The 23,976-nt window shown below is 57.9% G+C and carries 23 protein-coding genes and 1 pseudogene; 9 read left to right on the forward strand and 15 right to left on the reverse strand.

Going from position 1 to position 23,976, the window contains the following annotated elements:
• From NHU87_RS23915 to NHU87_RS23925, 3 genes are all read left to right on the forward strand, one after another.
• Nucleotides 1-317 (forward strand): hypothetical protein (locus NHU87_RS23915; protein ID WP_253552969.1); only part of this gene is annotated, 317 nt, incomplete at its 5' end.
• 70 nt (nucleotides 318-387) lie between these two features.
• Nucleotides 388-2,322, forward strand: a complete 1,935-nt coding sequence (locus NHU87_RS23920) for an alkaline phosphatase D family protein (RefSeq protein ID WP_253552970.1) — start codon at nucleotides 388-390, stop codon at nucleotides 2,320-2,322.
• Between the two features lie 16 nt (nucleotides 2,323-2,338).
• Complete coding sequence (locus NHU87_RS23925; protein WP_253552971.1) at nucleotides 2,339-2,866, forward strand: adenylate kinase; 528 nt, start codon at nucleotides 2,339-2,341, stop codon at nucleotides 2,864-2,866.
• A 158-nt stretch (nucleotides 2,867-3,024) separates the two neighbouring features.
• Here NHU87_RS23925 and NHU87_RS23930 read toward each other — a convergent pair whose 3' ends face one another.
• A complete protein-coding gene (locus NHU87_RS23930) occupies nucleotides 3,025-4,200 on the reverse strand; it encodes an aspartate aminotransferase family protein (protein ID WP_253552972.1) in 1,176 nt (391 codons plus the stop codon).
• Nucleotides 4,201-4,302: 102 nt separating this feature from the next.
• On the opposite strand from NHU87_RS23930, the gene NHU87_RS23935 reads away from it, so the two are divergent.
• From NHU87_RS23935 to NHU87_RS23945, 3 genes and pseudogenes are all read left to right on the forward strand, one after another.
• Complete coding sequence (locus NHU87_RS23935; protein WP_253552973.1) at nucleotides 4,303-5,208, forward strand: LysR family transcriptional regulator; 906 nt, start codon at nucleotides 4,303-4,305, stop codon at nucleotides 5,206-5,208.
• A gap of 75 nt (nucleotides 5,209-5,283) precedes the next feature.
• Nucleotides 5,284-6,296, forward strand: a pseudogene (locus NHU87_RS23940) (sensor domain-containing diguanylate cyclase).
• On the forward strand, nucleotides 6,293-6,697 hold the full coding sequence (locus NHU87_RS23945; RefSeq protein WP_253552974.1) for a GNAT family N-acetyltransferase: 405 nt from the start codon (nucleotides 6,293-6,295) through the stop codon (nucleotides 6,695-6,697). The pseudogene NHU87_RS23940 and the gene NHU87_RS23945 overlap by 4 nt, the downstream one beginning before the upstream one ends.
• A 7-nt stretch (nucleotides 6,698-6,704) precedes the next feature.
• Here NHU87_RS23945 and msrA read toward each other — a convergent pair whose 3' ends face one another.
• Genes msrA through msrB form a run of 3 tightly spaced genes read right to left on the reverse strand, consistent with a single transcriptional unit; the run spans nucleotide 6,705 to nucleotide 9,784 of the window.
• A complete protein-coding gene (msrA, locus tag NHU87_RS23950; RefSeq protein WP_253552976.1) occupies nucleotides 6,705-7,412 on the reverse strand; it encodes a peptide-methionine (S)-S-oxide reductase MsrA in 708 nt (235 codons plus the stop codon).
• Nucleotides 7,413-7,437: 25 nt separating this feature from the next.
• On the reverse strand, nucleotides 7,438-9,225 hold the full coding sequence (locus tag NHU87_RS23955; protein ID WP_253552978.1) for a cytochrome c biogenesis protein DipZ: 1,788 nt from the start codon (nucleotides 9,223-9,225) through the stop codon (nucleotides 7,438-7,440).
• A gap of 43 nt (nucleotides 9,226-9,268) precedes the next feature.
• Nucleotides 9,269-9,784: a peptide-methionine (R)-S-oxide reductase MsrB gene (gene msrB, locus NHU87_RS23960; protein ID WP_253552980.1), complete on the reverse strand. Its 516-nt coding sequence runs from the start codon at nucleotides 9,782-9,784 to the stop codon at nucleotides 9,269-9,271.
• Nucleotides 9,785-9,937: 153 nt separating this feature from the next.
• On the opposite strand from msrB, the gene NHU87_RS23965 reads away from it, so the two are divergent.
• The 3 genes from NHU87_RS23965 to NHU87_RS23975 all read left to right on the forward strand — a co-directional run bounded on the left by NHU87_RS23965 (nucleotide 9,938) and on the right by NHU87_RS23975 (nucleotide 13,014).
• On the forward strand, nucleotides 9,938-10,654 hold the full coding sequence (locus NHU87_RS23965; protein WP_253552982.1) for a response regulator transcription factor: 717 nt from the start codon (nucleotides 9,938-9,940) through the stop codon (nucleotides 10,652-10,654).
• On the forward strand, nucleotides 10,651-12,171 hold the full coding sequence (locus NHU87_RS23970) for a sensor histidine kinase (RefSeq protein ID WP_253552985.1): 1,521 nt from the start codon (nucleotides 10,651-10,653) through the stop codon (nucleotides 12,169-12,171). The genes NHU87_RS23965 and NHU87_RS23970 overlap by 4 nt, the downstream gene beginning before the upstream one ends.
• A 138-nt stretch (nucleotides 12,172-12,309) precedes the next feature.
• A complete protein-coding gene (locus tag NHU87_RS23975) occupies nucleotides 12,310-13,014 on the forward strand; it encodes a hypothetical protein (protein WP_253552987.1) in 705 nt (234 codons plus the stop codon).
• A 78-nt stretch (nucleotides 13,015-13,092) separates the two neighbouring features.
• On the opposite strand, the gene cyoE is transcribed toward NHU87_RS23975, so the two are convergent.
• The 11 genes from cyoE to NHU87_RS24030 all read right to left on the reverse strand — a co-directional run bounded on the left by cyoE (nucleotide 13,093) and on the right by NHU87_RS24030 (nucleotide 23,871).
• Nucleotides 13,093-13,980 (reverse strand): heme o synthase, encoded by an 888-nt coding sequence (gene cyoE, locus NHU87_RS23980; RefSeq protein ID WP_253552988.1) that lies wholly within the window; start codon nucleotides 13,978-13,980, stop codon nucleotides 13,093-13,095.
• A gap of 11 nt (nucleotides 13,981-13,991) precedes the next feature.
• A complete protein-coding gene (gene cyoD / locus NHU87_RS23985; protein ID WP_048396513.1) occupies nucleotides 13,992-14,327 on the reverse strand; it encodes a cytochrome o ubiquinol oxidase subunit IV in 336 nt (111 codons plus the stop codon).
• Nucleotides 14,328-14,954: a cytochrome o ubiquinol oxidase subunit III gene (locus tag NHU87_RS23990; protein WP_253552989.1), complete on the reverse strand. Its 627-nt coding sequence runs from the start codon at nucleotides 14,952-14,954 to the stop codon at nucleotides 14,328-14,330.
• A 3-nt stretch (nucleotides 14,955-14,957) separates the two neighbouring features.
• Nucleotides 14,958-16,988, reverse strand: a complete 2,031-nt coding sequence (gene cyoB, locus NHU87_RS23995; RefSeq protein ID WP_253552990.1) for a cytochrome o ubiquinol oxidase subunit I — start codon at nucleotides 16,986-16,988, stop codon at nucleotides 14,958-14,960.
• A gap of 3 nt (nucleotides 16,989-16,991) precedes the next feature.
• Complete coding sequence (gene cyoA / locus NHU87_RS24000; RefSeq protein ID WP_253552991.1) at nucleotides 16,992-17,936, reverse strand: ubiquinol oxidase subunit II; 945 nt, start codon at nucleotides 17,934-17,936, stop codon at nucleotides 16,992-16,994.
• 828 nt (nucleotides 17,937-18,764) lie between these two features.
• Complete coding sequence (locus tag NHU87_RS24005) at nucleotides 18,765-19,274, reverse strand: disulfide bond formation protein B (RefSeq protein WP_253552992.1); 510 nt, start codon at nucleotides 19,272-19,274, stop codon at nucleotides 18,765-18,767.
• Between the two features lie 324 nt (nucleotides 19,275-19,598).
• Nucleotides 19,599-20,051 carry a molybdopterin synthase catalytic subunit MoaE gene (moaE, locus tag NHU87_RS24010; protein ID WP_253552994.1) on the reverse strand — a complete coding sequence of 151 codons (453 nt, stop codon included), beginning with the start codon at nucleotides 20,049-20,051 and terminating at the stop codon, nucleotides 19,599-19,601.
• A gap of 3 nt (nucleotides 20,052-20,054) precedes the next feature.
• On the reverse strand, nucleotides 20,055-20,297 hold the full coding sequence (gene moaD, locus NHU87_RS24015) for a molybdopterin converting factor subunit 1 (RefSeq protein ID WP_253552996.1): 243 nt from the start codon (nucleotides 20,295-20,297) through the stop codon (nucleotides 20,055-20,057).
• Nucleotides 20,294-20,767, reverse strand: a complete 474-nt coding sequence (gene moaC / locus NHU87_RS24020; protein WP_059406245.1) for a cyclic pyranopterin monophosphate synthase MoaC — start codon at nucleotides 20,765-20,767, stop codon at nucleotides 20,294-20,296. Before moaC ends, moaD begins: the two co-directional genes overlap by 4 nt.
• Before the next feature lie 234 nt (nucleotides 20,768-21,001).
• Complete coding sequence (locus tag NHU87_RS24025) at nucleotides 21,002-22,396, reverse strand: PhoH family protein (RefSeq protein ID WP_095633365.1); 1,395 nt, start codon at nucleotides 22,394-22,396, stop codon at nucleotides 21,002-21,004.
• A 350-nt stretch (nucleotides 22,397-22,746) separates the two neighbouring features.
• Nucleotides 22,747-23,871 carry a polysaccharide deacetylase family protein gene (locus tag NHU87_RS24030; RefSeq protein WP_253552998.1) on the reverse strand — a complete coding sequence of 375 codons (1,125 nt, stop codon included), beginning with the start codon at nucleotides 23,869-23,871 and terminating at the stop codon, nucleotides 22,747-22,749.
• Nucleotides 23,872-23,976: the final 105 nt, after the last annotated feature.

Below are 23,976 nucleotides of genomic sequence, written 5' to 3' on the forward strand. Positions count from 1 at the left end.
CTACAGCGTTACTCGCTGCTGTCAACACCTCTTTTTCTCCGCTTTCGACCGAGATGATCGAACCGTCAATAAGGCGACAACACACTGCCTTACCAACTCCTTCGGGCCTCGATGAACTGAAGCGTAACCGCTGCCGAAAACTGCATAACTCTTTGTTTACCAAGGAATTTTCCGTTTCGACTGCGCCGGAAGTGGGGCGAATTATAGGCTTTCAAAATCTGCCGTCAATCCCTGATTACGCTTTTCTATCAATAACTTGGGGAAAGCCGGAAAACAGCGCATTTCCCTTCTATATGGGAGAATTCGCCAAAATATAACGCTGCCCGGGCTTGCCTTCCCACTGCGCTATCATCGCCCGCTTCTCTGCACCAAGAGTCTTGAACCCGGATGTCCGTATCTCTGCCATTGTCTATCGATCACTCCCCGTTGCCACCAGTCCTCGTCGGCCCACTATTACGACGCCTGGAACCCACGCGACTGCTGCTGTGGCTGGTGGGGTCGCGTGCGCTAACACTGACGCTGCGTCTGCAAAGAATCGATATCCGTCTCGACGCGGGGCAATGCACGATCATCCCGGTCGGTACTCATGCCTTCGTTCATTTGATTGATGTGCCACTGGATGCCGCCCTGCCCTGCGACACGTTGATCGAGTACGACCTGCTAATCACCGATGATGGAGCTCAGTCGGGCATCCCCGAATGGGCACCTCATCTACTATATGGCGAAGCGCATTGCCCGAATTTCGTGTTGCGCTCGCGGATCGATCAATTGCTGCATGGCTCCTGCCGTAAACCCCACCATCCGGCGGCCGATGGTTTGTTGTGCGTCGATCGGTTGCTGGAGTCCGAGCCGGACGCTTGCAAGCGTCCCGCGCTATTAATGATGAGCGGCGATCAGGTGTATGCGGACGATGTCGCGGGGCCGATGTTGCGGGCAATTCATGCCTTGATCGAGCGTCTGGGGCTGTTCGACGAACACCTCGACGGTGCAGTGGTCAGCGACAGCGCCAAACTCTACGAGCATCCTGCCAGCTACTACCATCGTGCGGATTTGTTACCGGCGCTTGAGAGCAACGAGACCCTGCGCGAACGATTTTTCGGTGGAGCGCGTAAGCCGATTTTTACCAGTAGCAGCGCCGACAATCATTTGGTGACCTTTGCCGAGGTCATGGCCATGTACCTATTAGTATGGTCGCCAACTTCCTGGACACTGATCGCGCCGCACCCACCGGCACTGACGCCCGAACGACGCAAGCGTTATGCCCTGGAGCAAACGCGCATTGATGAGTTCAAGAAAGGACTAGGGGGTGTTGGGCGCGCGATGGCGCATCTGCCTTGCCTGATGATTTTCGACGACCACGATATTACCGATGACTGGAATCTTTCCGCGCAATGGGAGGAAACGGCCTACGGCCATCCGTTCTCCAAGCGCATCATCGGCAACGCGCTGCTCGCTTATATGTTGTGTCAGGGTTGGGGCAACAACCCGGACGCATTTGCCGGCATGCTGGAAAAAACCCGTCTATTGAGTGCCACTGGGCACGACCATTACCTCGACAGCGATGTTCAGGATGGCTTGATCGATGAGCTGCTGAGCTTTCAGAAGTGGCATTACGTGCTGCCCACCCGCCCTGCGCTGGTGGTGCTCGACACCCGCACTCGGCGCTGGCGCAGCGAGATGACGCTCAAGCAACCGTCCGGTCTGCTGGATTGGGAAGCGCTCAGCGAGTTGCAGCAGGAATTGCTCGATCACCCCTCGGCGATCATCGTTTCGCCGGCACCGATCTTCGGCGTCAAACTGATCGAAACCGTGCAACGGGTATTTAGCTGGTGCGGTTATCCATTGTTGGTGGACGCTGAAAACTGGATGGCCCATCGCGGTGCGGCGCAAGTGATCCTGAACATTTTCCGACACTCCCGCACACCCGGTAACTACGTGGTGCTGTCCGGTGATGTGCATTATTCCTTCGTCTACGAAGTATTGATCCGACACCGCAAGGCCGGCCCAAGAATCTGGCAAATCACCAGTAGCGGCATTAAAAACGAATTCCCGCCCGCACTGCTTGAATGGTTCGACCGCCTCAACCGCTGGCTCTACTCGCCCCGCTCGCCCCTCAATTGGCTAACCAAGCGCCGGCGCATGCGCATCGTTCCGCACATTCCCGAACACGCCGAAGCGGGCGAACGGCTGTGGAACTCGGCAGGAATCGGCCAAGTGTTCTTCAATGAAAAGGGCCAGCCGCAGGATATTTATCAATTCAATGCGGATGGATCGCCGAAGACGCGGATGATTGCGCCTGAAATTTCCGAAATGGTTGACTGACTTCGCCCGAGTTGCCATGAGCACACATCACCCGCTCACCATGAACCTCACCCGAACTCTGATCATCGGCAATTCAGGTTCGGGAAAAAGTTGGCTGGCCAAACGACTGGCCGAGCATCTGCAAGTACCCTGGATCGATCTCGACCTGATTCACTGGATATCCGATGAACACAGCATCGCTCGTCCTCGTGCCGAAGCATTGGGAATGGCACGGGTGGCGGCAAGTAAAGAGCGCTGGGTGATCGAGGGTGTGTATGGCTGGATGGTCAGTGAACTGGTGAAACAGGCGACGGCGCTGATCTGGCTATGCCTGGAGGACGAAGACTGCGTCAGTCATATTCGCCAGCGAGAAGCGAAGCGGGACGATAGCGACGAGTTACTGATAGCGCTACAGGACTGGGCGGGTAGTTACCGTACTCGCGAAGGGTCCAGTGGATTTGCCGCGCATCAGTGTTTGTTCGAAGGGTTTAGTGCTTTGAAATTTCAACTGATGAACCGGGATGAAGTCACGGCGTTCGTCAGTACGATGCAACAGGCTGACTGATCGTCCCCAATGCAACTGACACAGACACCGCTTCTGTAGGAGCTGCCGAAGGCTGCGATCTTTTGATCTTCAGCGAATCAAGTTCTGTCGAAAATCAAGATCAAAAGATCGCAGCCTTCGACAGCTCCTACAGGGGAACGGCATATATCCAGAAAATGTCAGGCCACCTTCACCGCCCGCGCCAGCCCTCTGACAATCATTTCCACTTCCCGCTCATCGATCGTCAGCGGCGGCAGCAGGCGAATGGTTTTGCCCCGTGTCACGTTGATCAGCAAGCCGTGATCGCGGGCTGCAATCAGGGTCAGGTCGCGGATCGGCTGAGCGAGTTCGATGCCGATCATCAAGCCTTGGCCACGAATCGCCAGGACGCTCGGATTGTCAGCCAGTTCCATGCGCAACCTGGCGAGTAAGCGTTCCCCCTGAAGTCTGGCGTTTTCCAGCAGGTCTTGTTCTTCAATAATCTCCAACACAGTGCAACCCACCCGACATGCCAACGGATTGCCGCCGAACGTGCTGCCGTGACTGCCTGGGGTGAACAGGTCGGCTGCTTTGCCCCGGGCCAGGCAAGCACCAATGGGAATTCCGTTACCCAGGCCTTTGGCCAAAGTCATGACGTCCGGGATGATGTCTTCGTGCTGGAACGCAAACCACTGGCCAGTGCGGCCGATGCCGGTCTGAATCTCGTCGAGCATCAACAGCCAGGCGCGCCGGTTGCACAGTTCGCGCACCGCTTTGAGATAACCGGGCGGCGCCATTTGCACACCGCTTTCGCCCTGAATCGGCTCCATCAGGATCGCCACGATGCGCGGGCCATGGGCGTGTTGCACCGTCTCCAGCGCCGCGAGGTCGCCGAATGGCACTTTAATGAAGTCCCCCGGCAACTCGTTAAACCCCAGGCGCACCGCAGGGCCGTCACTGGCGGACAAGGTGCCAAGAGTACGACCGTGAAAGGCCTTTTCCATGACCACTACCAGCGGTTGCTCGATGCCTTTATGCCAGCCGTACAGCCGCGCGAGTTTCAGCGCGGTTTCGTTGGCTTCGGCTCCAGAGTTGTTGAAGAACGCCCGCTCCATGCCCGACAGCCGAGCCAGTTTCTGCGCCAACCGCTGTTGCCAGTCGATGCTGTACAGGTTGGAGGTGTGCAACAGCAGCCCGGCCTGCTCGCTGATGGCCGCCACAATTCGCGGATGGGAATGGCCGACGTTGGTCACCGCCACACCCGCCACCGCGTCCAGATATTCACGACCGGCCTGATCCCACAAGCGCGTGCCCAAGCCTTTGCTGAAACTCAGGGCCAAGGGTTGGTAAGTGCTCATCAGGCAGGCGGCGGTCATGACATCAAACTCCATTAATTATCGGTGTTTTTGCAGTATGGTTAGCCACCTGAGCTGGATAAACACCGCAACACTTCAATCATTTTAAAGCCGAGCTTGATAATGGATTTGTTCCAGGCAATGACCGTTTACGTAAGAGTGGTGGAAGCCGGCAGCATGACCGCCGCCGCTTTGCAGTGCGAAATGTCCACGACCATGGTCAGCAATCATCTTCGAGCCCTGGAGCAACGTCTGGGCGTGCGTCTGCTCAACCGTACGACACGACGCCAACGGCTGACGGAATTCGGCACGGCGTACTATCAACGTTGTCTCGAGGTGCTGGGGCTGGTGGCCGATTCCGAACGTCTGGCCGAACAGACCCTCGACGAGCCGAGCGGCACCCTGCGCATCACTGCACCGCTGACCTTCGGCACCGAACGGCTGGCGCCTGCCTTGAGCGAATTCACCCTGCGCTGTCCGCAAGTCAAACTCGACGTCGTCTTGACCAATCAACGCCTGGATCTGCTCGACAACGGTTTCGATGTGGCGATTCGCTTGGGCACTACCGAGCTGTCCCGCATGATCGCCCGCCCGCTCATCGACTACACGATGACCCTGTGCGCATCGAAGGACTATCTGGCGCGCCGAGGAACCCCGGAAAAGCCTGCCGACCTGCAACACCATGACTGCCTGGCCTTCGCCTATCCGGCCGGAGATGACTGGCACTCGGTAGCCAAACAATGGCGCCTGAGAGGACCCGAAGGTGAAGTCATGGTGGCGGTCAGCGGGCCAATGCTGATCAATAGCTCGGCGGGGCTGCATCAAGCGGCGCGTACCGGCATGGGTATCGTGATGGTGCCCGATGCATTGGTGGAGCAGGATCTTCAGGACGGAAAACTGGTGGCCTTGATGCAAGACTACCAATTACCAAGTCGGCCGATGAACCTGGTGTACGCCCAGGACCGCTACCGTCTGCCAAAATTGCGCAGCTTTGTCGACTTTGCGCTGCAGAGGTGGGGCAAGCACTAGCCGGGGCAATACGCCATGAACTAATCTTCTCGACTGGCGAGTCACGTTGATATCAGTTCGGCAGGGAGACCGATGATGGGTGAGGCATCGAATATCGAGCCGTTGAAGTTCAATCTGTCAGATTTTAACGAAGACATGCTGCACACCATTCTGGAACTGGTCAGCGATGGCATCTGGGACTGGAATGCCAACACCGGGTTCGTTTATCGCAATCCCGGGTGGTACGAGATGCTCGGCTATACACCTCATTCCCTGGATAACAACGTGCTGACCTGGGAAAACGTGATCCATCCCGACGATTATTCACGGGTCATGGCGCTGTTCGATGACTACCTGAACCAGCGCGCTCCCGGTTATCAGGCCGAGTATCGCTGCCGCATGCAGAATGGCACTTACACCTGGATCGAAGATCGCGGCTACGTGCTGGCACGTAATGCCGACGGTTCAGTGGCACGAATGGTCGGCGCGCACCGCAGTATCGAAGACAAGAAACGCCTGTTCGAAGAAATGGAACGGCGCAATCAATCCCTCGAAGCCATCGTCGAAGAACGCACCCGGGAGTTGTCTCGGGTCAATCAGCAGTTGCAGATTCAACTCGAAGAGAATCGCAAACTGGCGGAAACCGATGTGCTGACCTCCATCGCCAATCGCTATCGACTGGAAAAAGCCCTGCCTCAGGAATGCGACCGCGCCCAACGCTTTCGCCAACCCCTGTCGCTGATCGCCATGGACATCGAGACTTCAAAAACATCAACGATCACTACGGCCACGCGCTGGGTGATGCGGCGCTGGTACAGGTGATCGAGAGCGTTAAGCACTGCGTGCGCGAAGGCGATCTGTTGGCGCGCTGGGGTGGTGACGAGTTCATCATGATTCTGCCCAATACTTCGTTGGCCGACGCCAGGGCACTTGCTGAAAGAATCCGTCACGGCCTGTCGAGTCTGCTGCCGGTCGGGGACTATCAAGTCACCATGAGTTTTGGCGTAGTGCAACGTTTTGAAGAAGAACAACAAACCGGATTGCTGGCCAGGGCCGATCAGGCGCTGTATCGATCGAAGATTGCGGGTAAGAATGTGATTTCGGGATGAATACTCCCGTGCTTATCCGTGATGTACAGCCCTCGGACGTGGAGTCCGTGCGACTTTTTCTTGGCGAGAATGGCTGGGCTCATCGTACCGGCTCATCTGAGCATTTCGCGCAGTTGATCGCTAACTCCCAACGTACAGCTCTGGCAATAAAGGACTCCCACATCGTGGGGTTTGCCCGAGGTGTCACCGATGGTTTATCCAACGGTTATCTGTCGATGGTTGTCGTGTGCGGACAAACTCGACGTGAAGGCGTCGGTCGCGCGCTGGTTGAGCATGTCATGGGCGACAACACCGCCATTACCTGGCTCCTGCGAGCAGGCCGTGAAGGCGCTTCGGATTTCTTTTCAAAGCTGGGCTTTGAAACATCGACCATCGCGATGGAACGATCGCGCTCGAAGTAGCCAGGCACTATTGACCAGCCTTCACCAACACCGGTTTCTCCTGATACCGATCCGGATACAGCTGCTTCAACTGCGCCACTTTCGGCAGGTCGTTGATCACGATGTAGGGATACGTCGGGTGCTCGGTCAAGAAGTCCTGATGTTCCTCCTCCGCCGGGTAGAAGCCGTTGTAGGTTTCCAGTTTGGTCACGATGGGTTTACTGAACGAATGGGCGGCGTCGAGTTGCGCGATGTAGGCCTGGGCGACGCGTTGCTGTTCAGCGCTTTTCAGGAAAAGTGCTGATCGATACTGGGTGCCGCGGTCCGGCCCCTGGCGGTTGAGTTCGGTGGGGTTATGGGCCACCGAGAAATAGATCTGCAACAGGCTGCCATAACTGACTTGAGCCGGATCGTAGGTGACTTCGACGGCCTCCGCATGACCGGTATCGCCATTGCTGACCCGCTCGTATTGAGCGGTGTCGGCTGTGCCGCCGGCGTAACCGGAGACGGCGTTCTTCACTCCTTTGACGTGTTGAAATACCCCTTGGACGCCCCAGAAGCAACCGCCCGCAAAAATTGCCGTTTCACTGCGCGCCTGGGTGTTCTCGTCGAGGGTTGGTGGCGGAATGATGACCGCCTCTTCGGCGCCTCCGAAAGAGAACGCTGCGCACTGACCGATAACACTGGCAGCGGCCAATCCCAGCAGGGTGCGACGCCAGTTATATAGGGTTTTCATGGCTTGTCTCCTGAGGAATGGGCTATCAACCAAACGTAAATGCATACGCCGATACACCGGGATCGAGAAACTCAATGCTGAATGTCCGGTCCTTTACGCCTGCGGTCTGGCGTACCAATTGATACAACCGCTGCTCGGTAACGCTGCCGCTGCCATCGGGCGCCACGTCGACACCATGGGCATCACCTGGGGGCTTGCCGTCAATCAACACTTTGAAACGCACCGGTTTGCCGTCAGCACCGGGGCCCAATACCAGATGCAGATCGCGAGCGTGAAAGCGGTAGACGATACGACTGGCCGGTGCGTTTGAAACGGCCCGCTCCGGACCGACAGTCCATTGACCCTCCAGGCTCCAGTCATTGAGGGCCAGTTGTGACGGCGGGCTATAGGCCGCCACCTTGTCTGGCGCCAGATCGGTTTCAGCAACGAAATGCTCCGCCCGTCGGTAGCCGACATAGGTTTCCGGCGATCGCACTTCATTCATGTTCGGGGCGAGGTGGACACCCTCGGCACGCGCATTGATCAGCCCATCCGCGACCTTCGCGGCGCCCGCCTCACGCAGCAGTTGCTGAATCACTCGCTCCGATTCGGCGTATTTGCCTTCACCAAAATGGTGATAACGAATGCGCCCCTGAGCATCGGCAAAATAGTGGGCTGGCCAGTATTGGTTTTTGAAAGCACGCCAGACCTTGTAGTCGTTATCGATTGCCACCGGATAAGTGATGCCCAGGTCTTTCATGGCTTTGGTGACATTGCCTACATCACGTTCGAAGGCAAACTCAGGCGTATGGACGCCGATCACCACCAAGCCCTGATCCCGATACTTCTCAGCCCAGGCCTTCACATACGGCAGGGTGCGCAGGCAGTTGATGCAGGAGTAAGTCCAGAAATCCACCAGCACAACCTTGCCCTTCAAGGCTTGAGCAGTGAGAGGGGGTGAATTGAGCCATTGCACAGCGCCGTCCAGCGATGGAAGGTTGCCTTCAATTGGCAGTTCGCCCGGTATCCTGGCGGTCATTTTCATGCTGCCGGTGGGTTGATTGCCGTCCCGTGGAATCTGCGACATCATCGCCCCACTGTCGGTGGGCAACCTACCGGCCAATCGGTTTACCAACGCCTGCTCGATATCGCCAGTGGATGCTGTCGAGACCCGCGCCAGAATCCCGGTATCCAGTCCCAAGGCGATCGCCACTACACCTGCCAGCATCGCGCCCCCCAAGCCTCTACGGAGCCACTCACCGGCGCCTATCGAACGCTTCATCGCGGCGAAGACTTTACCGCCCAGCAGCAGTGCCGCGGCGAGAGAGGTGGCGGCACCGGCCGCGTAAGCCAGTAGCAACAAGGTGGTGGCGACATTTGCTCCTTGCAGCGCCGCGCCAGTCAGTAACAAGCCCAGAATCGGCCCGGCGCAGGGCGCCCAGAGCAGGCCTGTGGCAACACCGATCAGCAACGAAGCGCCGGGGCGCGGCCGGGTATCGGCAGCCGCGGCTTCCGACAGCCGACCGCCGGCCGCCACCAGTGGACGCGTCAGGCGCTCGGCCAATCGAGGTAGCAACAGCGTCAGCCCGAACAGTGCAACGAACAGTAACGCGAGCCAGCGACCGTACTGATTGACTTGCACCACCCAACCGCCGCCCACCGCCGCCAATGAGGCGACGAGCGCGAAGGTCAGGGCCATCCCTCCCAGCAGCGGCAAGCCACTCTTCATAAACGGCTGCCCGGTGCGAGCGAAGACAAAGGGCAATACCGGCAGAATGCACGGGCTGACGATCGTCAGCACACCACCGAGATAAGCGAGGACCAGAAGCCACATATCGTCGACCTGCGTGAAGTAAGTGAAAGGAAATGCCCATGGATTAAGCCTGTGGCTTGAAAGTCAGCGCCAGGCCATTCATGCAGTAGCGCAGACCGGTGGGCTTCGGCCCGTCCTCGAAAACATGACCCAAGTGACCACCGCAACGACGGCAGTGAACCTCTTCACGCAGCACGCCGAAGGAGCGGTCCTGGCGGGTTGCCACCGCGTTGTCCAGTGGGGCCCAGAAGCTCGGCCATCCCGTGCGGCTGTCGAACTTGGTGTCGGAAGAAAACAACGGCAGATCACAACCGGCGCAGGCAAAAATGCCCTTGCGGTGCTCGTTGTTCAGCGGGCTGCTGTAGGCCCGTTCAGTGCCCTCTTCGCGCAAGATCTCGTACTGTTCGGCGCTGAGCATGGCGCGCCATTCGCTGTCGCTGTGGGTCACCTCGAAAACCTCTGCCGCGTGAGCCTCATCGGTCAGCGCGACGCTTGCAGAAAATTTTGGCAATACACCAATCACCAAGGCTGCAGCCCCCAGCCCGCCGCTCGCTACAAGAAACTGTCGCCGTGAAAACATGGGCCTTCTCCAAAATTTCAGATGCCTTGCATGGAACACAGCCTAGGCTTGAGTTGATCGCCAAATCCTCACGAGAAGTAAAACAATTCGTGATAACTCAGCCTCAGGAAAACCCGCACAATGTGTTCATTGCGTCACAAAGGATTGAGCTTCATGGAACAGACCAAACGCGTCCTGGTGGTCGAGGACGACCTGCATATTGCCGACCTTATCTGCCTGCATCTTCGCGATGAGCAGTTCGAGGTGGTGCACTGCGCCGACGGCGATGAGGGCATGCGACTGCTGCAGCAAGGAAGCTGGGATGCACTGATTCTCGACCTGATGCTGCCCGGCGTCGATGGCCTGGAAATCTGCCGCCGCGCCCGGGCCATGGCCCGCTATACACCGATCATCATCACCAGTGCGCGCTCCAGCGAAGTCCATCGGATTCTGGGGCTGGAACTCGGCGCCGACGATTACCTGGCCAAACCCTTTTCCATGCTCGAACTGGTGGCGCGGGTCAAAGCGTTACTGCGACGGGTCGACGCCATGGCCCGCAACCTGAAAATGGACGCTGGCAGTCTGATCAGCGATGGTCTGTCCATCGACCCGATTACCCGTGAAGTTTCCCTCGATGGCCGTCGTCTTGACCTCACGCCGCGGGAGTTCGACCTGCTGTACTTCTTCGTTCGTCAACCCGGCAAGGTCTTCTCGCGCATGGACCTGCTCAATGCGGTGTGGGGCTACAGCCATGAAGGCTACGAGCACACGGTCAACACCCACATCAACCGCCTGCGGGCCAAGATCGAAACCGATCCGGCGCAACCGGCGCGCATCCTCACAGTGTGGGGTCGTGGTTACAAATTCGCCACGAGCGGAGAGCAGCCATGAGCCTGACCCTGACCCAACGCCTGTCCCTAGTGTTCGCCGTGCTGTTGCTGGTGTGCTGCGGCACTTCGGCATGGATGCAGGTGCGCTCCAATCACATGCATGAACTGGAAGTGGTGCAGGGGTTATCGCGGGATCTGGCACAACACATCGCCCGAGACACGGTGCTGATGGACCGCAATGGCCCGATGCCCAATGCCGTACACGAACTATTCAGTCAGTTGATGCTGGTCAATCCGAGTGTGGAGGTCTATCTGCTCGACACCGGAGGCCGAATTGTCGGCAGCGCCGCGCCCGAGGGCCGGATACGTCGGGAACGGGTCGATCTGGCGCCGATCCAGCGTTTGCTCAAAGGCGAGTCCCTGCCGATTCTCGGCGACGATCCACGCAGCGTCGATGGCAGCAAGGTGTTCAGCGCCGCGCCATTGCGAGTCAACGGTCAGCCGGCCGGTTATCTCTATGTGGTGTTGCTCAGCGAAGAGCACGACCGCTTCGCCGAACGGGGCGCCACCAGCGCAGCGCTCAATACCGCATTGTTGTCCATTGGGCTGGTGGCGTTGCTGTGCCTGATTGCCGGCCTCACGGCATTTGCCCTGATCACCCGGCCATTGCGCCGTTTAACCGAGAAAGTCAGTCAGTTCGATATCAATGGCGTTCCGCCCGCACCGCCCACCTCGCCCGAGCAGGTAGAAAAAGCCGCCAGCCACGATGAAATTGCCGTACTCGACGCAGCCTTCCGGCAGATGCAAGCGCGCCTTGGCGAACAATGGCGCTCGCTGACCCGTCAGGATCAGGAACGTCGCGAATTGGTGGCGAATATCTCCCACGACCTGCGCACACCACTGGCCTCGCTGCACGGTTACCTTGAAACCCTGTCGCTCAAGGACGCCACGTTGTCACCTGCCGACCGCCGCCGCTATCTGGGAATCGCCCTGGATCAAAGCCGCAAGGTCGGCGGCTTGGCACAATCGCTGCTGGAACTGGTGCGGCTGGAGCACGGTTTCGTGCAACCGGTGCTGGAGCGCTTCTCCCTGACCGATCTGGTGCAGGACATCTTTCAGAAATTCGAACTCAGCGCGGAAGCACGCCAGATCGAGCTCAAGGCCACCTTCGCCCCCAACGTCGTGGTGGCCTGCGCCGATCTGGGGCTGATCGAACGGGTGCTGACCAACCTGTTCGACAACGCCCTGCGTCACACCCCTCAAGGCGGAGAAATCGAACTCAGCCTACGCCCTCAGGGGGCATTTATCGAAGTGACCGTCAGCGACACTGGCCCTGGCATCGCCCCCGAATTGCGCGAGGGTCTGTTCCTGCGTCCGTTCAACATTGGCGGCGCACGACGCGATGGCGGGCTGGGGCTGCGGATCGTGCATCGGATTCTGCAATTGCATGGTCGCGAGATCGAGCTGATCGATATGCCCGGACGCGGCGCGACCTTTCGCTTCTCCTTGCCGGTGGATGAGCAAACAGCGGAACAATGTGTGGTTCGTTCGATGACTATAAATTCGATGGGGAAATAATCGACAGCATTGCCAAAAATGCTGACCAGCCGCCTGTTCATCCGTGACAACGTCGCCTCGGTCCAATAGATTAGGCGGCCTGAAAAGGCCCCGTGCTTTCTCGCCTCAATCCAAGCTAAAAGAAGTAGTGAAATTTCAATGTCCGATTCCAATACCGCTGAATCCGTAGTCACCTTGTCGTCCAAAGCGGAATACGAAAACTCCATCAATCTTTCACAGCATGTGCCTCAGGCCAAGACCATCAGCGAGATGGTTCTGGACGCTTTTCAATCCACCCGGGAAAGCGACCAGATCCGCGAGTTGCGCACCGCGATTCGCCAGGCTCACGACAGCTTCGACGACGATAAAGCCTACGAATTGATGGGCGAACTCAAGCAGTTGAAAGACGCCGAAGCGGCCGACATCGCTGCCCTGGAAGACCTGAGCAGCAAATTCCCGATCAGCCGCATTCTGTCCAGCTTCAAGGACGACCCGGCGTTCCAGGAAATCGTCTATGGCTTGGCGCTGAAGGTTTTGAACCAAACTCACCAGGCCATCAGCAACCCTAGCAGCAGCAAAAGCAAGGCGGCTCGCGCCAAGAAAGAAGTCGAAGTATTTACCATCAGCAAAGACGGCATCAGCGTCACCCTCCCCCTGCGCACCCCGCGCTCGCGCCTGAACGTTGACCGTGAAGCGCTGGAGTTCCTGGGCTTCACTTTCGTCGGCGAAGGCGATGAAGCCGAGCTGGAAAGCGAAACGTTCCTGGACAATGCCGGGGCTGAGCAAGCGGTCAACCGTAAGAACATCATCACCGCGCTTCAGCAGCAAACCGCGTTCGACGGCTACAGCATCGCCGCGCAGTAACGCTAAACGCTAAACGCTAAACAAAAAAACCCCGCCATTCTCTCGAAAGGCGGGGCTTTTATTTACAGCATCCGAAGCTTAAGGCGCGTACGTCAGCAACAGCTCACTCGGCACTTTAAAATCCAGCGACATCATCACGCTCAATGCAGTGATGGTGAAGATCGAGAACACGAACAGCTTACGTGCCCAGACCGTGTCATCCACTGCCTTGTAACCTGTCCAGGCCATGTACAGCCAGTACATGCCCATGGCTGCGGCGACGGCGAGGTAGCTCATGCCGGCGTAGCCGCTGAAGGTCAGCATCAAGGTCGCCACGAGGAACGCCAGGATGTAGAGCAGGATGTGCTTCTTGGCCACCTGGATCCCGCGCTTCACCGGCAACACCGGAATCGATGCGGCCAGGTAATCGTTGAAGCGGAAAATTGCGATGGCGTAGGAATGCGGCATCTGCCACAAGCTGAACATCACCAGCAACGTCAGTGCGGCCATGTCGAAGCTGTTAGTCACAGCCACGTAACCGATCACCGGCGGCATCGCCCCCGACAGACTGCCCACCAGCGTGCCGTGAACCGACTTGCGCTTGAGGTACAGGCTGTAGAAACCGACATAGATGACAAAACCGATTACCGCGAACAGAGCGGCCAACGGGTTGGCCACCTTGTACAGCAACGCCACCCCGGCCACGCCCAGCACCGTAGCGAACGCCAAGGCCAATTTCACCGAAATCAGGCCCTGGACCAGCGCACGGTTTTTGGTGCGCTCCATCTTCAGGTCGATATCGCGGTCGATGCAGTTGTTGAACACGCAACCGGAAGCCACCACCAGGGACGTGCCGATCATCGCAGCCAGGAAAATGGCCAGATCGACATGCCCTTTGGAGGCCAGGAAAAATCCGCCTGCCACTGAAAGCACGTTACCGAAAATGATCCCCGGTTTGGTGATTTGGATAAAGTGCTTCAAGGACATCCGGACTTACCTCACTTCGCCATCATGTTGGTGTGGATGCTGAACATGATCCACAACGACAGGCCAACCAACAGGACGATGACCAGTGCAGCGAAGACAAATGCGATCACGTTGTTACGCTGGGCGGCGGAACGGTCCAGGTGGAGGAAGTACACCAGGTGCACCAGCACCTGGATAACCGCGAACGCCAGCACGATCCACAGGGTGATCGATTTCGGCAGCGACGGGTACATCACCAGACCGAATGGAATGACGGTCAGGATCACCGACAGGATGAAGCCGATGGCGTAGGACTTTACGCTGCCGTGGTTGGCTTCGTGGCCATCGTGGGAATGAGCGTTAGCCATTTACATAGTCCCCATCAGATAAACAACCGTGAATACGCAGATCCACACAACGTCCAGGAAGTGCCAGAACAGGCTCAGGCAGCTCAGGCGGGTCTTGTTGGTCGATGTCAGGCCGTTCTTCTGCACCTGATACATCATGATCGCCATCCAGATCAGACCGCTGGTCACGTGCAGACCGTGGGTACCGACCAGGGTGAAGAACCCGGACAGGAAGCCGCTGCGGCTAGGGCCGTAGCCTTCGGCGATCAACACGTGGAACTCGTTGATTTCCATGGCGATGAAGCCGGCGCCGAGCAGGAAGGTCATTCCCAGCCAGACCAACACCTGGTTTTTCTTGCCCTTGAACAACGCCAGCATGGCGAAGCCGTAGGTGATCGAACTGAACAGCAGCAGAGCGGTTTCGCCCAGTACGTAAGGCAGTTCGAAGATGTCGTGGCCCGACGGGCCACCCGCTACGTTGTTAACCAGTACCGCGTACACCGCGAAGATCGACGCAAACAGAATGCAGTCGGTCATCAGGTAGAGCCAGAAACCGAATACGGTCATCTCGCCCGAGTCGTGGTGATGGTCATCATGCCCATGTCCATCGACATGGGTGTGTCCAGCATTGGTCACTAAGTTCGACATGGTTTAAGCCTGTTCCAACGAGGTTTCAACACGGGTGGTGGTGGCTGGAACTTTCCCGGCCGCTACCAGACGCTTGTGCTGCTCGGCTTCGATGCGCTCGATCACGTCGACCGGCACCATATAGCCTTGATCATCACGTGCAGCGTGGATCACGAAGTACGCCACGGTGCCAACCAGGCTAGCGATTGCCAGCCACCAGATGTGCCAGATCATCGCGAAACCGAACACCGTCAACAGAGCACCCATGACCACACCGGTCGCGGTGTTGTTTGGCATGTGGATCGGCTCGTACCGGGCCGGGGCCTTGTACGCGGTGCCGTTTTCCTTGGCTTCGGTGAACGGGTCGATGCTTTCTGCTTTCGGCAGCACGGCAAAGTTGTAGAACGGTGGTGGCGACGAGGTCGACCACTCCAGCGTGTGGGCATTCCACGGGTCGCCGTGTTCGCACATGTTCTCTGGCTTGTTGCGATCACGCACGCTGACATACAGCTGGATCAACTGGCAGGCGATACCGACAGCGATCATCACCGCACCGAACATGGCAACGTACAGGTACGGTACCCACTCAGGGTTGGTGGTGGCGTTCAGGCGACGGGTCATACCCATGAAGCCCAGTGCATAGAGCGGCATGAACGCGACGAAGAAGCCCGAGATCCAGAACCAGAATGCAGCCTTGCCCCAACCTTCATGCAGCTTGAAGCCGAACGCTTTCGGGAAGTAGAAGGCGAAACCTGCGATGTAGCCGAATACCGCGCCGCCGATGATCACGTTATGGAAGTGCGCGATCACGAACAGGCTGTTGTGCAGTACGAAGTCAGCACCCGGGATGGCCAGCAGTACGCCGGTCATGCCGCCAATGGCGAACGTCACCATGAAGCCCAGGGTCCAGAGAACCTGGCTGGTGAAACGCAGACGGCCCTGGTAGATGGTGAACAGCCAGTTGAATAGCTTCACCCCCGTCGGGATCGAAATCAGCATCGTCGCCAGACCGAAGAAGGCGTTGACGCTGGCACCCGAACCCATGGTGAAGAAGTGGTGCAGCCAAACCATGAAGCCCAGGATCGAGATCGCGCCCGATGCGTAGATCATCGAGTGGTGGCCGAACAGTTTCTTGCCCGAGAACGTCGAGATGACTTCGGAGAAGATCCCGAACGCCGGCAGAATCAGGATGTAAACCTCAGGGTGACCCCAGGCCCAGAACAGGTTGACGTACATCATCGGATTGCCACCAAGTTCATTGGTGAAAATGTGGAAATCCATGTAACGGTCAAGCGTCAGCAGTGCCAGGGTAGCGGTCAGGATCGGGAACGAAGCCACGATCAGGACGTTGGCCCAGGTGCAAGTCCAGGTGAAGATCGGCATGTCCATCAGCTTCATGCCCGGGGTACGCATTTTCAGCACAGTGGCCAGGAAGTTGACCCCCGTCAGCGTCGTACCTAGCCCGGATAGCTGTAGCGCCCAGATGTAGTAATCCATCCCCACGCCCGGACTGTATTGCAGCCCCGACAACGGCGGATAGGCAACCCAACCGGTCTTGGCGAATTCGCCAACGCCCAGGGACAGGTTGATCAGCACCACGCCGGAAACCAGCAGCCAGAAGCTCAGGGAGTTCAGGAACGGGTAAGCAACGTCACGGGCGCCGATCTGCAGCGGCACTGCAAGGTTCATCAGGCCGGTGAAGAATGGCATCGCCATGAAGATGATCATGATCACACCGTGAGCGGTGAAGATCTGGTCATAGTGTTCAGGTGGCAAGTAGCCAGGCGAACCCTCGGTGGCCATGGCCAACTGGGTACGCATCATGATGGCGTCGGCAAAACCACGCAGCAGCATGACCATGGCGACGATGATGTACATCACGCCGATTTTCTTGTGGTCGACCGAGGTGAGCCATTCGGTCCACAGGTAGGTCCACTTCTTGAAGTAAGTGATTGCAGCGAACAGCGCCAGACCACCGAGCGCGATCATGGCGATGGTCACCATCACGATCGGTTCGTGGAACGGGACCGCTTCCCAACTTAATTTACCAAACATCGTTTACTCCTCTGCCCCGGCAGCTGAATGCGAGTTCATGTCCATTCCTTGCGTAGCGGCCACTTCTTTCTCTTTCTTCTCGTGCTTCACCTTCGGACCCGGTTTCATGCCTTCGTACTTGTCGACGATGATCTGGAACAGGTTTGGCGTCACCGAGGAGTAGAGCTCGACTGGGTTGTTCTGGCTCTGCTTGGAAAGGGCTGCGTATTCAGCTTGTTCAAGCTGTTTAGGTGCCTTTTTGACTTCACTTACCCAGGCGTCGAAATCTTCCTGAGTCGTTGCGATCGCTTTGAATTTCATACCGGTGAAACCCGCGCCGCTGTAGTTGGCGGAGATACCGTCCATTTCAGCGTTCTCGTTGGCGATCAGGTGCAGTTTGGTCTGCATGCCCGCCATCGCGTAGATCTGGCCGCCCAGAGCTGGGATGAAGAATGAGTTCATCACGGCGTCGGAAGTGACCTTGAAGTTGATCGGGGTGTGCGCCGGGAACACGATCTTGTTGACCGTGGCGATGCCTTGTTCCGGGTAGATGAACAGCCACTTCCAGTCCAGCGCGACCACTTCGATGGTGATCGGCTTGACGTCGGATTCCAGCGGTTTATACGGATCCAGGGCATGGGTCGACTTGTAGGTGATGTAACCCAGGGCAATGATGATCAGTACTGGAATCGTCCACACCGCGATTTCGATCTTGGTGGAGTGCGACCACTTAGGCGTGTAGACGGCGTCAGTATTGGAGGCGCGGTACTTCCAGGCGAACAGGAAAGTCATGACGATGACCGGCACGACGACCAACAGCATCAGCAGCGTTGCGGTGATGATCAGGTTTCGCTCATCCAGGCCGACCTGGCCCTTGGGATCGAGCAAGGTCATGTTGCAGCCTCCCAGCAACAACGTGCCGAGCAGCGGCAATAAGCCTAGTAGTCTGGGGTACCTGTTTTTACTCATCTCACGACCTCTAAAGCAGCTTGCGCAATGCAGTTGGGTTTTGATCGCCAACACTTCACCCTGCCAAGGGTTGGCATTTTTCTTGGATTGAATAAGGGCCTGCCCGCCGCGCGTCAGACGCTGTTCGACAATTGCTGGGCCTGCGGTGAGTTCTTATTCGAATTCGTGGTCAAGGGCCTTGTTACAGACCAATTCCATTTGGTGCGGATAGTCGGAAGGCACCGACACCTGGGGGTCGCATGAAGCCATCAGGCCTCTCGACACCCTAATTCTGCTCATGCACCTGAGTAAGGGTGAGCAGTGCCGGGAATTCAGTGCGGGCGATTGTAGATATGTAGCGATTCATAAACCATGTCTCATCCCGAAATAATTTATATCCGATCCGGCAACAATCATTAACGGCTTTTGCAAAAGTGCGCCATGGTATCGAAATTCATTCTCAACAAAAACACCAAAAAATGTAGGTCTACCACGCCAAGTTCAGACAGCTTCCAAGGCTCTGCGCTCGCCTTCGACCCTGCTCTACCCCCCATGGACAAGGGCTTTGGCAATTTGTCAGGCACTGTTAAAACTGCCTGTTTCGACTGACGGGCGCTGAAACCGGCAACGCCGGGAAGAGCGGGTTTTTGGTGCGAAGCGATGCCCTGAATCAGCGAATTGAAATGCTTTGCGACACTCAAGCTGTGACAACATGTCGCACACGTGTCGCACCCTTCCCTGTCGAGCTTCAAGGTCTGTTTACCTGACCTGCGAATATGCAAAACGCCCCGGCCTCTCAACGAGAACCGGGGCGTTGTTTGCTTCCTGCAACGGTACGGCGAAAAAGTCTCAGCGCAGCGTTTTGCGGTTACGCAAAGTGAGTAGCGGCACCAGCACCACGATCAGCACGAACGCCAGCAGCGCCCACTGTGCCAGGGACAAGCCGAGGATCGGCGGGTATGGCGTAGCGCAAAACCCGTCGACCTGAAAGCCCAGCGGGAAGATCTTCGCCAGCGGCAGGCCGTCGACGATCGGTTGCAGCACATCGATGCCGCAACTGACCGCAGGATAAAACTGAGTATAGACGTGATGCCCGGCCACTCCGGCGCCCGCGATGGCGCAGATCACCACCAGCGCTTCGAACAGCGTGATGCTGCGGCGGGTGCGCGTCGCCGCGCCGATAAAGGCGAACAGCGCAATCAGCAACAGCGCGTAGCGTTGCAGGATGCACAGCGGGCACGGTGCCTCGCCCAGAGCCACTTGCATGTACAGCGCACCACCGATCAGCGCCAGGCAAATAATGCCCAGCACCACCAGATAGCGCCGTTCACGTCCCAACCGCATCGTTTCCTCGCTCATCGCGTTTCCCTTTTGTGTCCGTGGATCAGCTCGTCGGCGGCTGCGCTTGCAGCTGCGGCGTCAGGCTGATGCTGTCTTCGATATGCCAACTGGCGGTAATGCGACCTTGTCGATCTGATATCGGTTGCCCGGAAGTCTACACGCTGACCCAGTCCTTGAGAGCCTTGAACGGCCCCTGATCCGGCCTTCGGGCGGGGTCTTGTCGATGAACCGTTTTGACAAGACCACCTTGGCCAACGTCGGGAATAAACGATAAACCGGTTAAGAACGGATTAACTTTCAGAGGTTTTTCCAGAGTCGAGCCCGTGAAGACGGTTCGATTGCTTACTGCTTCCAGCGATCCGCCGCCGCATGATCGCTGTCACGCCCTTGCACCCAACGCGGCCCATCACGGGTGTTTTCTTTCTTCCAGAACGGCGCGCGGGTTTTCAGGTAGTCCATGACAAAGGCACAGGCATCGAACGCCGCCTGACGGTGGGCGCTGGCGGCACCGACGAAAACGATCGGCTCGCCCGGCTCCAGTGCGCCGATGCGGTGCAACACTTCCAGCTTCAACAGCGGCCAGCGCTGCTCGGCCTCCGCGGCAATCTTGCCCAAGGCTTTTTCGGTCATGCCCGGGTAGTGCTCCAGAAACATCCCGGCGACGTCGAGGCCGTCATTGAAGTCGCGCACGTAGCCGACAAAACTCACCACCGCACCGACGCCTACATTGGCCGCGTGCATGGCGTTGACCTCTGCACCTGGATCGAACGGCGTGGACTGCACGCGAATGGCCATGGCTCAGCCTCCGGTCACGGTTGGAAAAAACGCCACTTCATCGCCATCGCTCACCGGCTCGTCGAGCTGGCAGAGGTCTTCATTGCGGGCGCACATCAGGTTCTGCTCGCTCAGCACCTCGGCACCGTCGCGTTGGGCCAGCAGCGCGCGCACATCGTCGAGCGTGGCGAAATCACCTTCGACCTTCACCGAGTCCACGCCGAGCGCTTCACGGTAACGGGCGAAAAACTTCACAGTCACGTTCATGGCTGATCCGCCTGGAAATGGCCGCTCTTGCCGCCGAGTTTCTCCAGCAGCCGCACGCTCTCGATGGTCATGCCGCGATCCACGGCCTTGCACATGTCATAGATGGTCAGCGCCGCGACGCTGGCGGCCGTCAGTGCTTCCATTTCGACGCCGGTCTGCCCGGACAACTTGCAGCGCGCCACGATGCGCACGGTATCGTCGCCTTCGGCACTGAGTTCGACCTTGACGCCGGTAAGCATCAACGGGTGGCACAGAGGAATCAGATCGCTGGTTTTCTTCGCAGCCTGGATGCCGGCAATCCGCGCCACGGCGAACACGTCACCCTTGGGATGGCCGCCACTGACGATCATTTGCAGGGTTTCGGGCAGCATGCGCACCAGCGCTTGGGCTGTTGCTTCGCGAAACGTCACGGCTTTTTCAGTGACGTCGACCATATTGGCGCGACCTTGGGAATCGAGATGAGTCAGCACAGGGTTACTCCTGATCAGGAGCATCGATTGTAAACCTGTGGGTCAATTTTTCGCACGTTTGATTATCGGATCGACATGCTCCTGTAGGAGCGAGGCTTGCCCGCGAAAGGAACGATGCGGTCTGTCAGGCGAACTGCGTTATCGTTCTTCGCGGGCAAGCCTCGCTCCTACAAGGGATTTGTGTCGGGAATAAAAAACCGGGCGGCTTTGGGCCGCCCGGTTCTATTGAAGCGATTACAAATGCGATTCGGCGTATTCGGCCAGAATCGAGCGTGGCACCCCTTGCAGGGTGATGTGCACACCGTTGGGGAAGTCCTTGAAGCGTTCGGTCAAGTACGTCAGCCCGGAGCTGGTCGCGGACAGGTAAGGGGTATCGATCTGCGCCAGGTTGCCCAGGCACACCACTTTGGAACCGGCGCCGGCCCGGGTGATGATGGTTTTCATCTGGTGCGGCGTGAGGTTCTGGCACTCATCGATCAGGATCAAACTCTGCTGGAAGCTGCGGCCTCGAATGTAGTTGAGGGATTTGAACTGCAACGGCACTTTGCTGAGGATGTAGTCGACGCTGCCATGGGTGCTTTCGTCGTCCATGTGCAGAGCTTCAAGGTTGTCGGTGATGGCGCCGAGCCAAGGCTCCATTTTTTCCGCTTCGGTGCCGGGCAGGAAGCCGATTTCCTGGTCCAGCCCCTGCACGCTACGGGTAGCGATGATGCGCCGGTAGCGTTTGCTGACCATGGTCTGCTCGATGGCCGCCGCCAGGGCCAGGATGGTTTTACCGGAACCGGCAGCACCAGACAGGTTGACCAGGTGAATGTCCGGATCAAGCAACGCGTACAGCGCCAGGCTTTGATAGATGTCACGCGGTTTCAGGCCCCAGGCTTCCTGGTGCAACAGAGGCTCCTGATGCAAATCGAGGATCAGCAACTTGTCGACCTGGATTTCCTTGATCCAGCCGACAAAGCCCTGTTCGTCGATGATGAACTCGTTGACGTGTACGGCCGGCAGGTTGTCGATCAGCTGCACCTGGTGCCAGGTGCGGCCATGATCCTGCCGGGTTTCGACTTTGCTCACCCGATCCCAGAACGAACCGGTCATGTTGTGATAACCGTTGGGCAGCAACGAAACGTCGTCGACCAACTGGTCGGTGCTGTAGTCCTCGGCCGCAATCCCGCAAGCCCGGGCCTTGAGGCGCATGTTGATATCTTTTGTGACCAGCACCACGGGCAGTTTTGCATCGCGCGCGCGCAGGTCGATCAACTGGTTGATGATGATGTTGTCGTTCAGATGCTCGGGCAGAATGATGTTCGGCTCAGTGCGCTTGCTCATCAGAATTGACAGCAAACCCTTGGGCCCACTCTTGCCGCGCTGGATCGGGACGCCGAGTTCGACGTCTTCGGGGCTGGCATCGCCCAAAGTTTTGTCGATCAGGCGAATCGCCTGGCGGCATTCCGCGGCAACGCTGTGATGCCCGCTCTTGAGCTTGTCCAGCTCTTCAAGCACGGTCATCGGGATGGCGACGTGGTGTTCTTCGAAGTTAAGCAGGGCGTTTGGATCGTGAATCAATACGTTGGTATCGAGTACATAAAGGATTGGCTGGTTGGAAGAAGGGCTACGTCCGTGATCATCCATACTCGGTCACCTTTGTGGGAGCCAGTCGACGCAGTACCATGACAGTGCTGCGCCTCGAAGTGGCCACCGAATTCACCCCGCCCTACCTACAAAGAGCGGACGCAAGTGAACTGCACCAAGCTGGGTCTTGGAAGACGCCACCTGTGTTGCAGGTTTCGGCGGTCTGTCTTCGTAATACTCCAAAACCTGTGACAGAAAAAAGCACTTTGACGTTTTTTTGAAGTTTATTTTTCAGAGTGACGAATAGCCCTTGGCGTGCAGGCAATGTGCCGTTAAAGTCGGAAGTCCGCCTGCACCGATTTATCTGCAAAAACCGCCCCTCACCCAATGTTTACGGCCTTCTGCCGTTTTCAGCGAAACACGTCCTGACAGTCTGCCCAACCGATCCCGCTTGGCGCCGTTTGCGTAATGAGCCAAGGCATCGCCGTTTTCAGCGCATCCTGCTTCACATTGAAGTTGATCACCCCATGCCGCCACAGCAGCATCAGGGTTAACACCCGTTGTGCGCTCTGGCTGCCCTTGAGCTTGCCGGCGCCGTCCTGGGCATCGATATCCCACAATGCCACCTGCAAGCCCTGAGACGTAAAGAAGCCCTCGGCATCGGATCGCCGCTGACCCTCGGGCGGGCGAAACAGCGGTACGTAATTCTCCGGCAGCTTGCCTTTGACCAGCTCGACGCTGCGTCGCACCGAGCCCTGCCAGTCTTGCCAATGGCTGTGGGAGCGGAACTCCCAGCCTTGCACGCCAACGCATTGCTGCGAATAAGTCCCTTGCAGACTGGCCACCGAACGTTCGGCCAAACGGGCCTGAATGTCCTTACCGAGGACGAAGAACGTAGCGCTCATGTTCGATTTGCGCAGGTACTCGGTGGCCCAGGCGGTGTTATCTGGCGTGACCTTGGCGGCGCTGTCGAAGGTCAGCAGGAACAGACGATCATTCATGGTCTCGCCATTGCGCTCATAGTCGCCAAAACGATCGACTTCACTACTGGTCTGCGGAAACAGCGCGGCCTTGCGCAACTGCTCGTCCAGGTACTGGGCGTGGAACAAGCGGCTCGGCTCGGCCCACTTGATGTAATAGCTGTCGTCGCTCACCTGAAACTTCGCCGCTTGCTCACGCAAGGTGGGCATGTCCTCGACCAGGAAACAGAAGGAAGCATCCTGATCGCAACTCTGCTGGGCGAAGTTGTAATTGGTCAGCAAACGCTGCCACATGCGCTGGCGCAGCTGGTTGACCGACTCCAGATTGAGGGTGCGCAGGCCCAGGCGTTGAGCCAGGCTCGCTTCATCCAGCGATTCACTGGCCAGCAGAACGCGAGCAAACATGAGGATTTCGGCCCGCGAGGCAACGTCAAACAGCGTCGGGCTGCTGAGCTGCTCAGGCCAGGTGCTGCGATCAAGCGTCGCCACATCGCCCGGCGCCGCCATGGCGCCAAAGCTCAAGAGCCAGGCCGAGAAAAGAAAAACGATACGCAATGGGATGTCTCCATAACAAAACCCGCGCGGCACTATAGCCGATCGCCGGCCCCCTGATCGTTCCCACGCTCTGCGTGGGAACGATCAGGGGGCCCACCATCGATC

It is taken from the genome of Pseudomonas mandelii (assembly GCF_024138395.1).
Classification (GTDB): domain Bacteria; phylum Pseudomonadota; class Gammaproteobacteria; order Pseudomonadales; family Pseudomonadaceae; genus Aquipseudomonas; species Aquipseudomonas mandelii_E.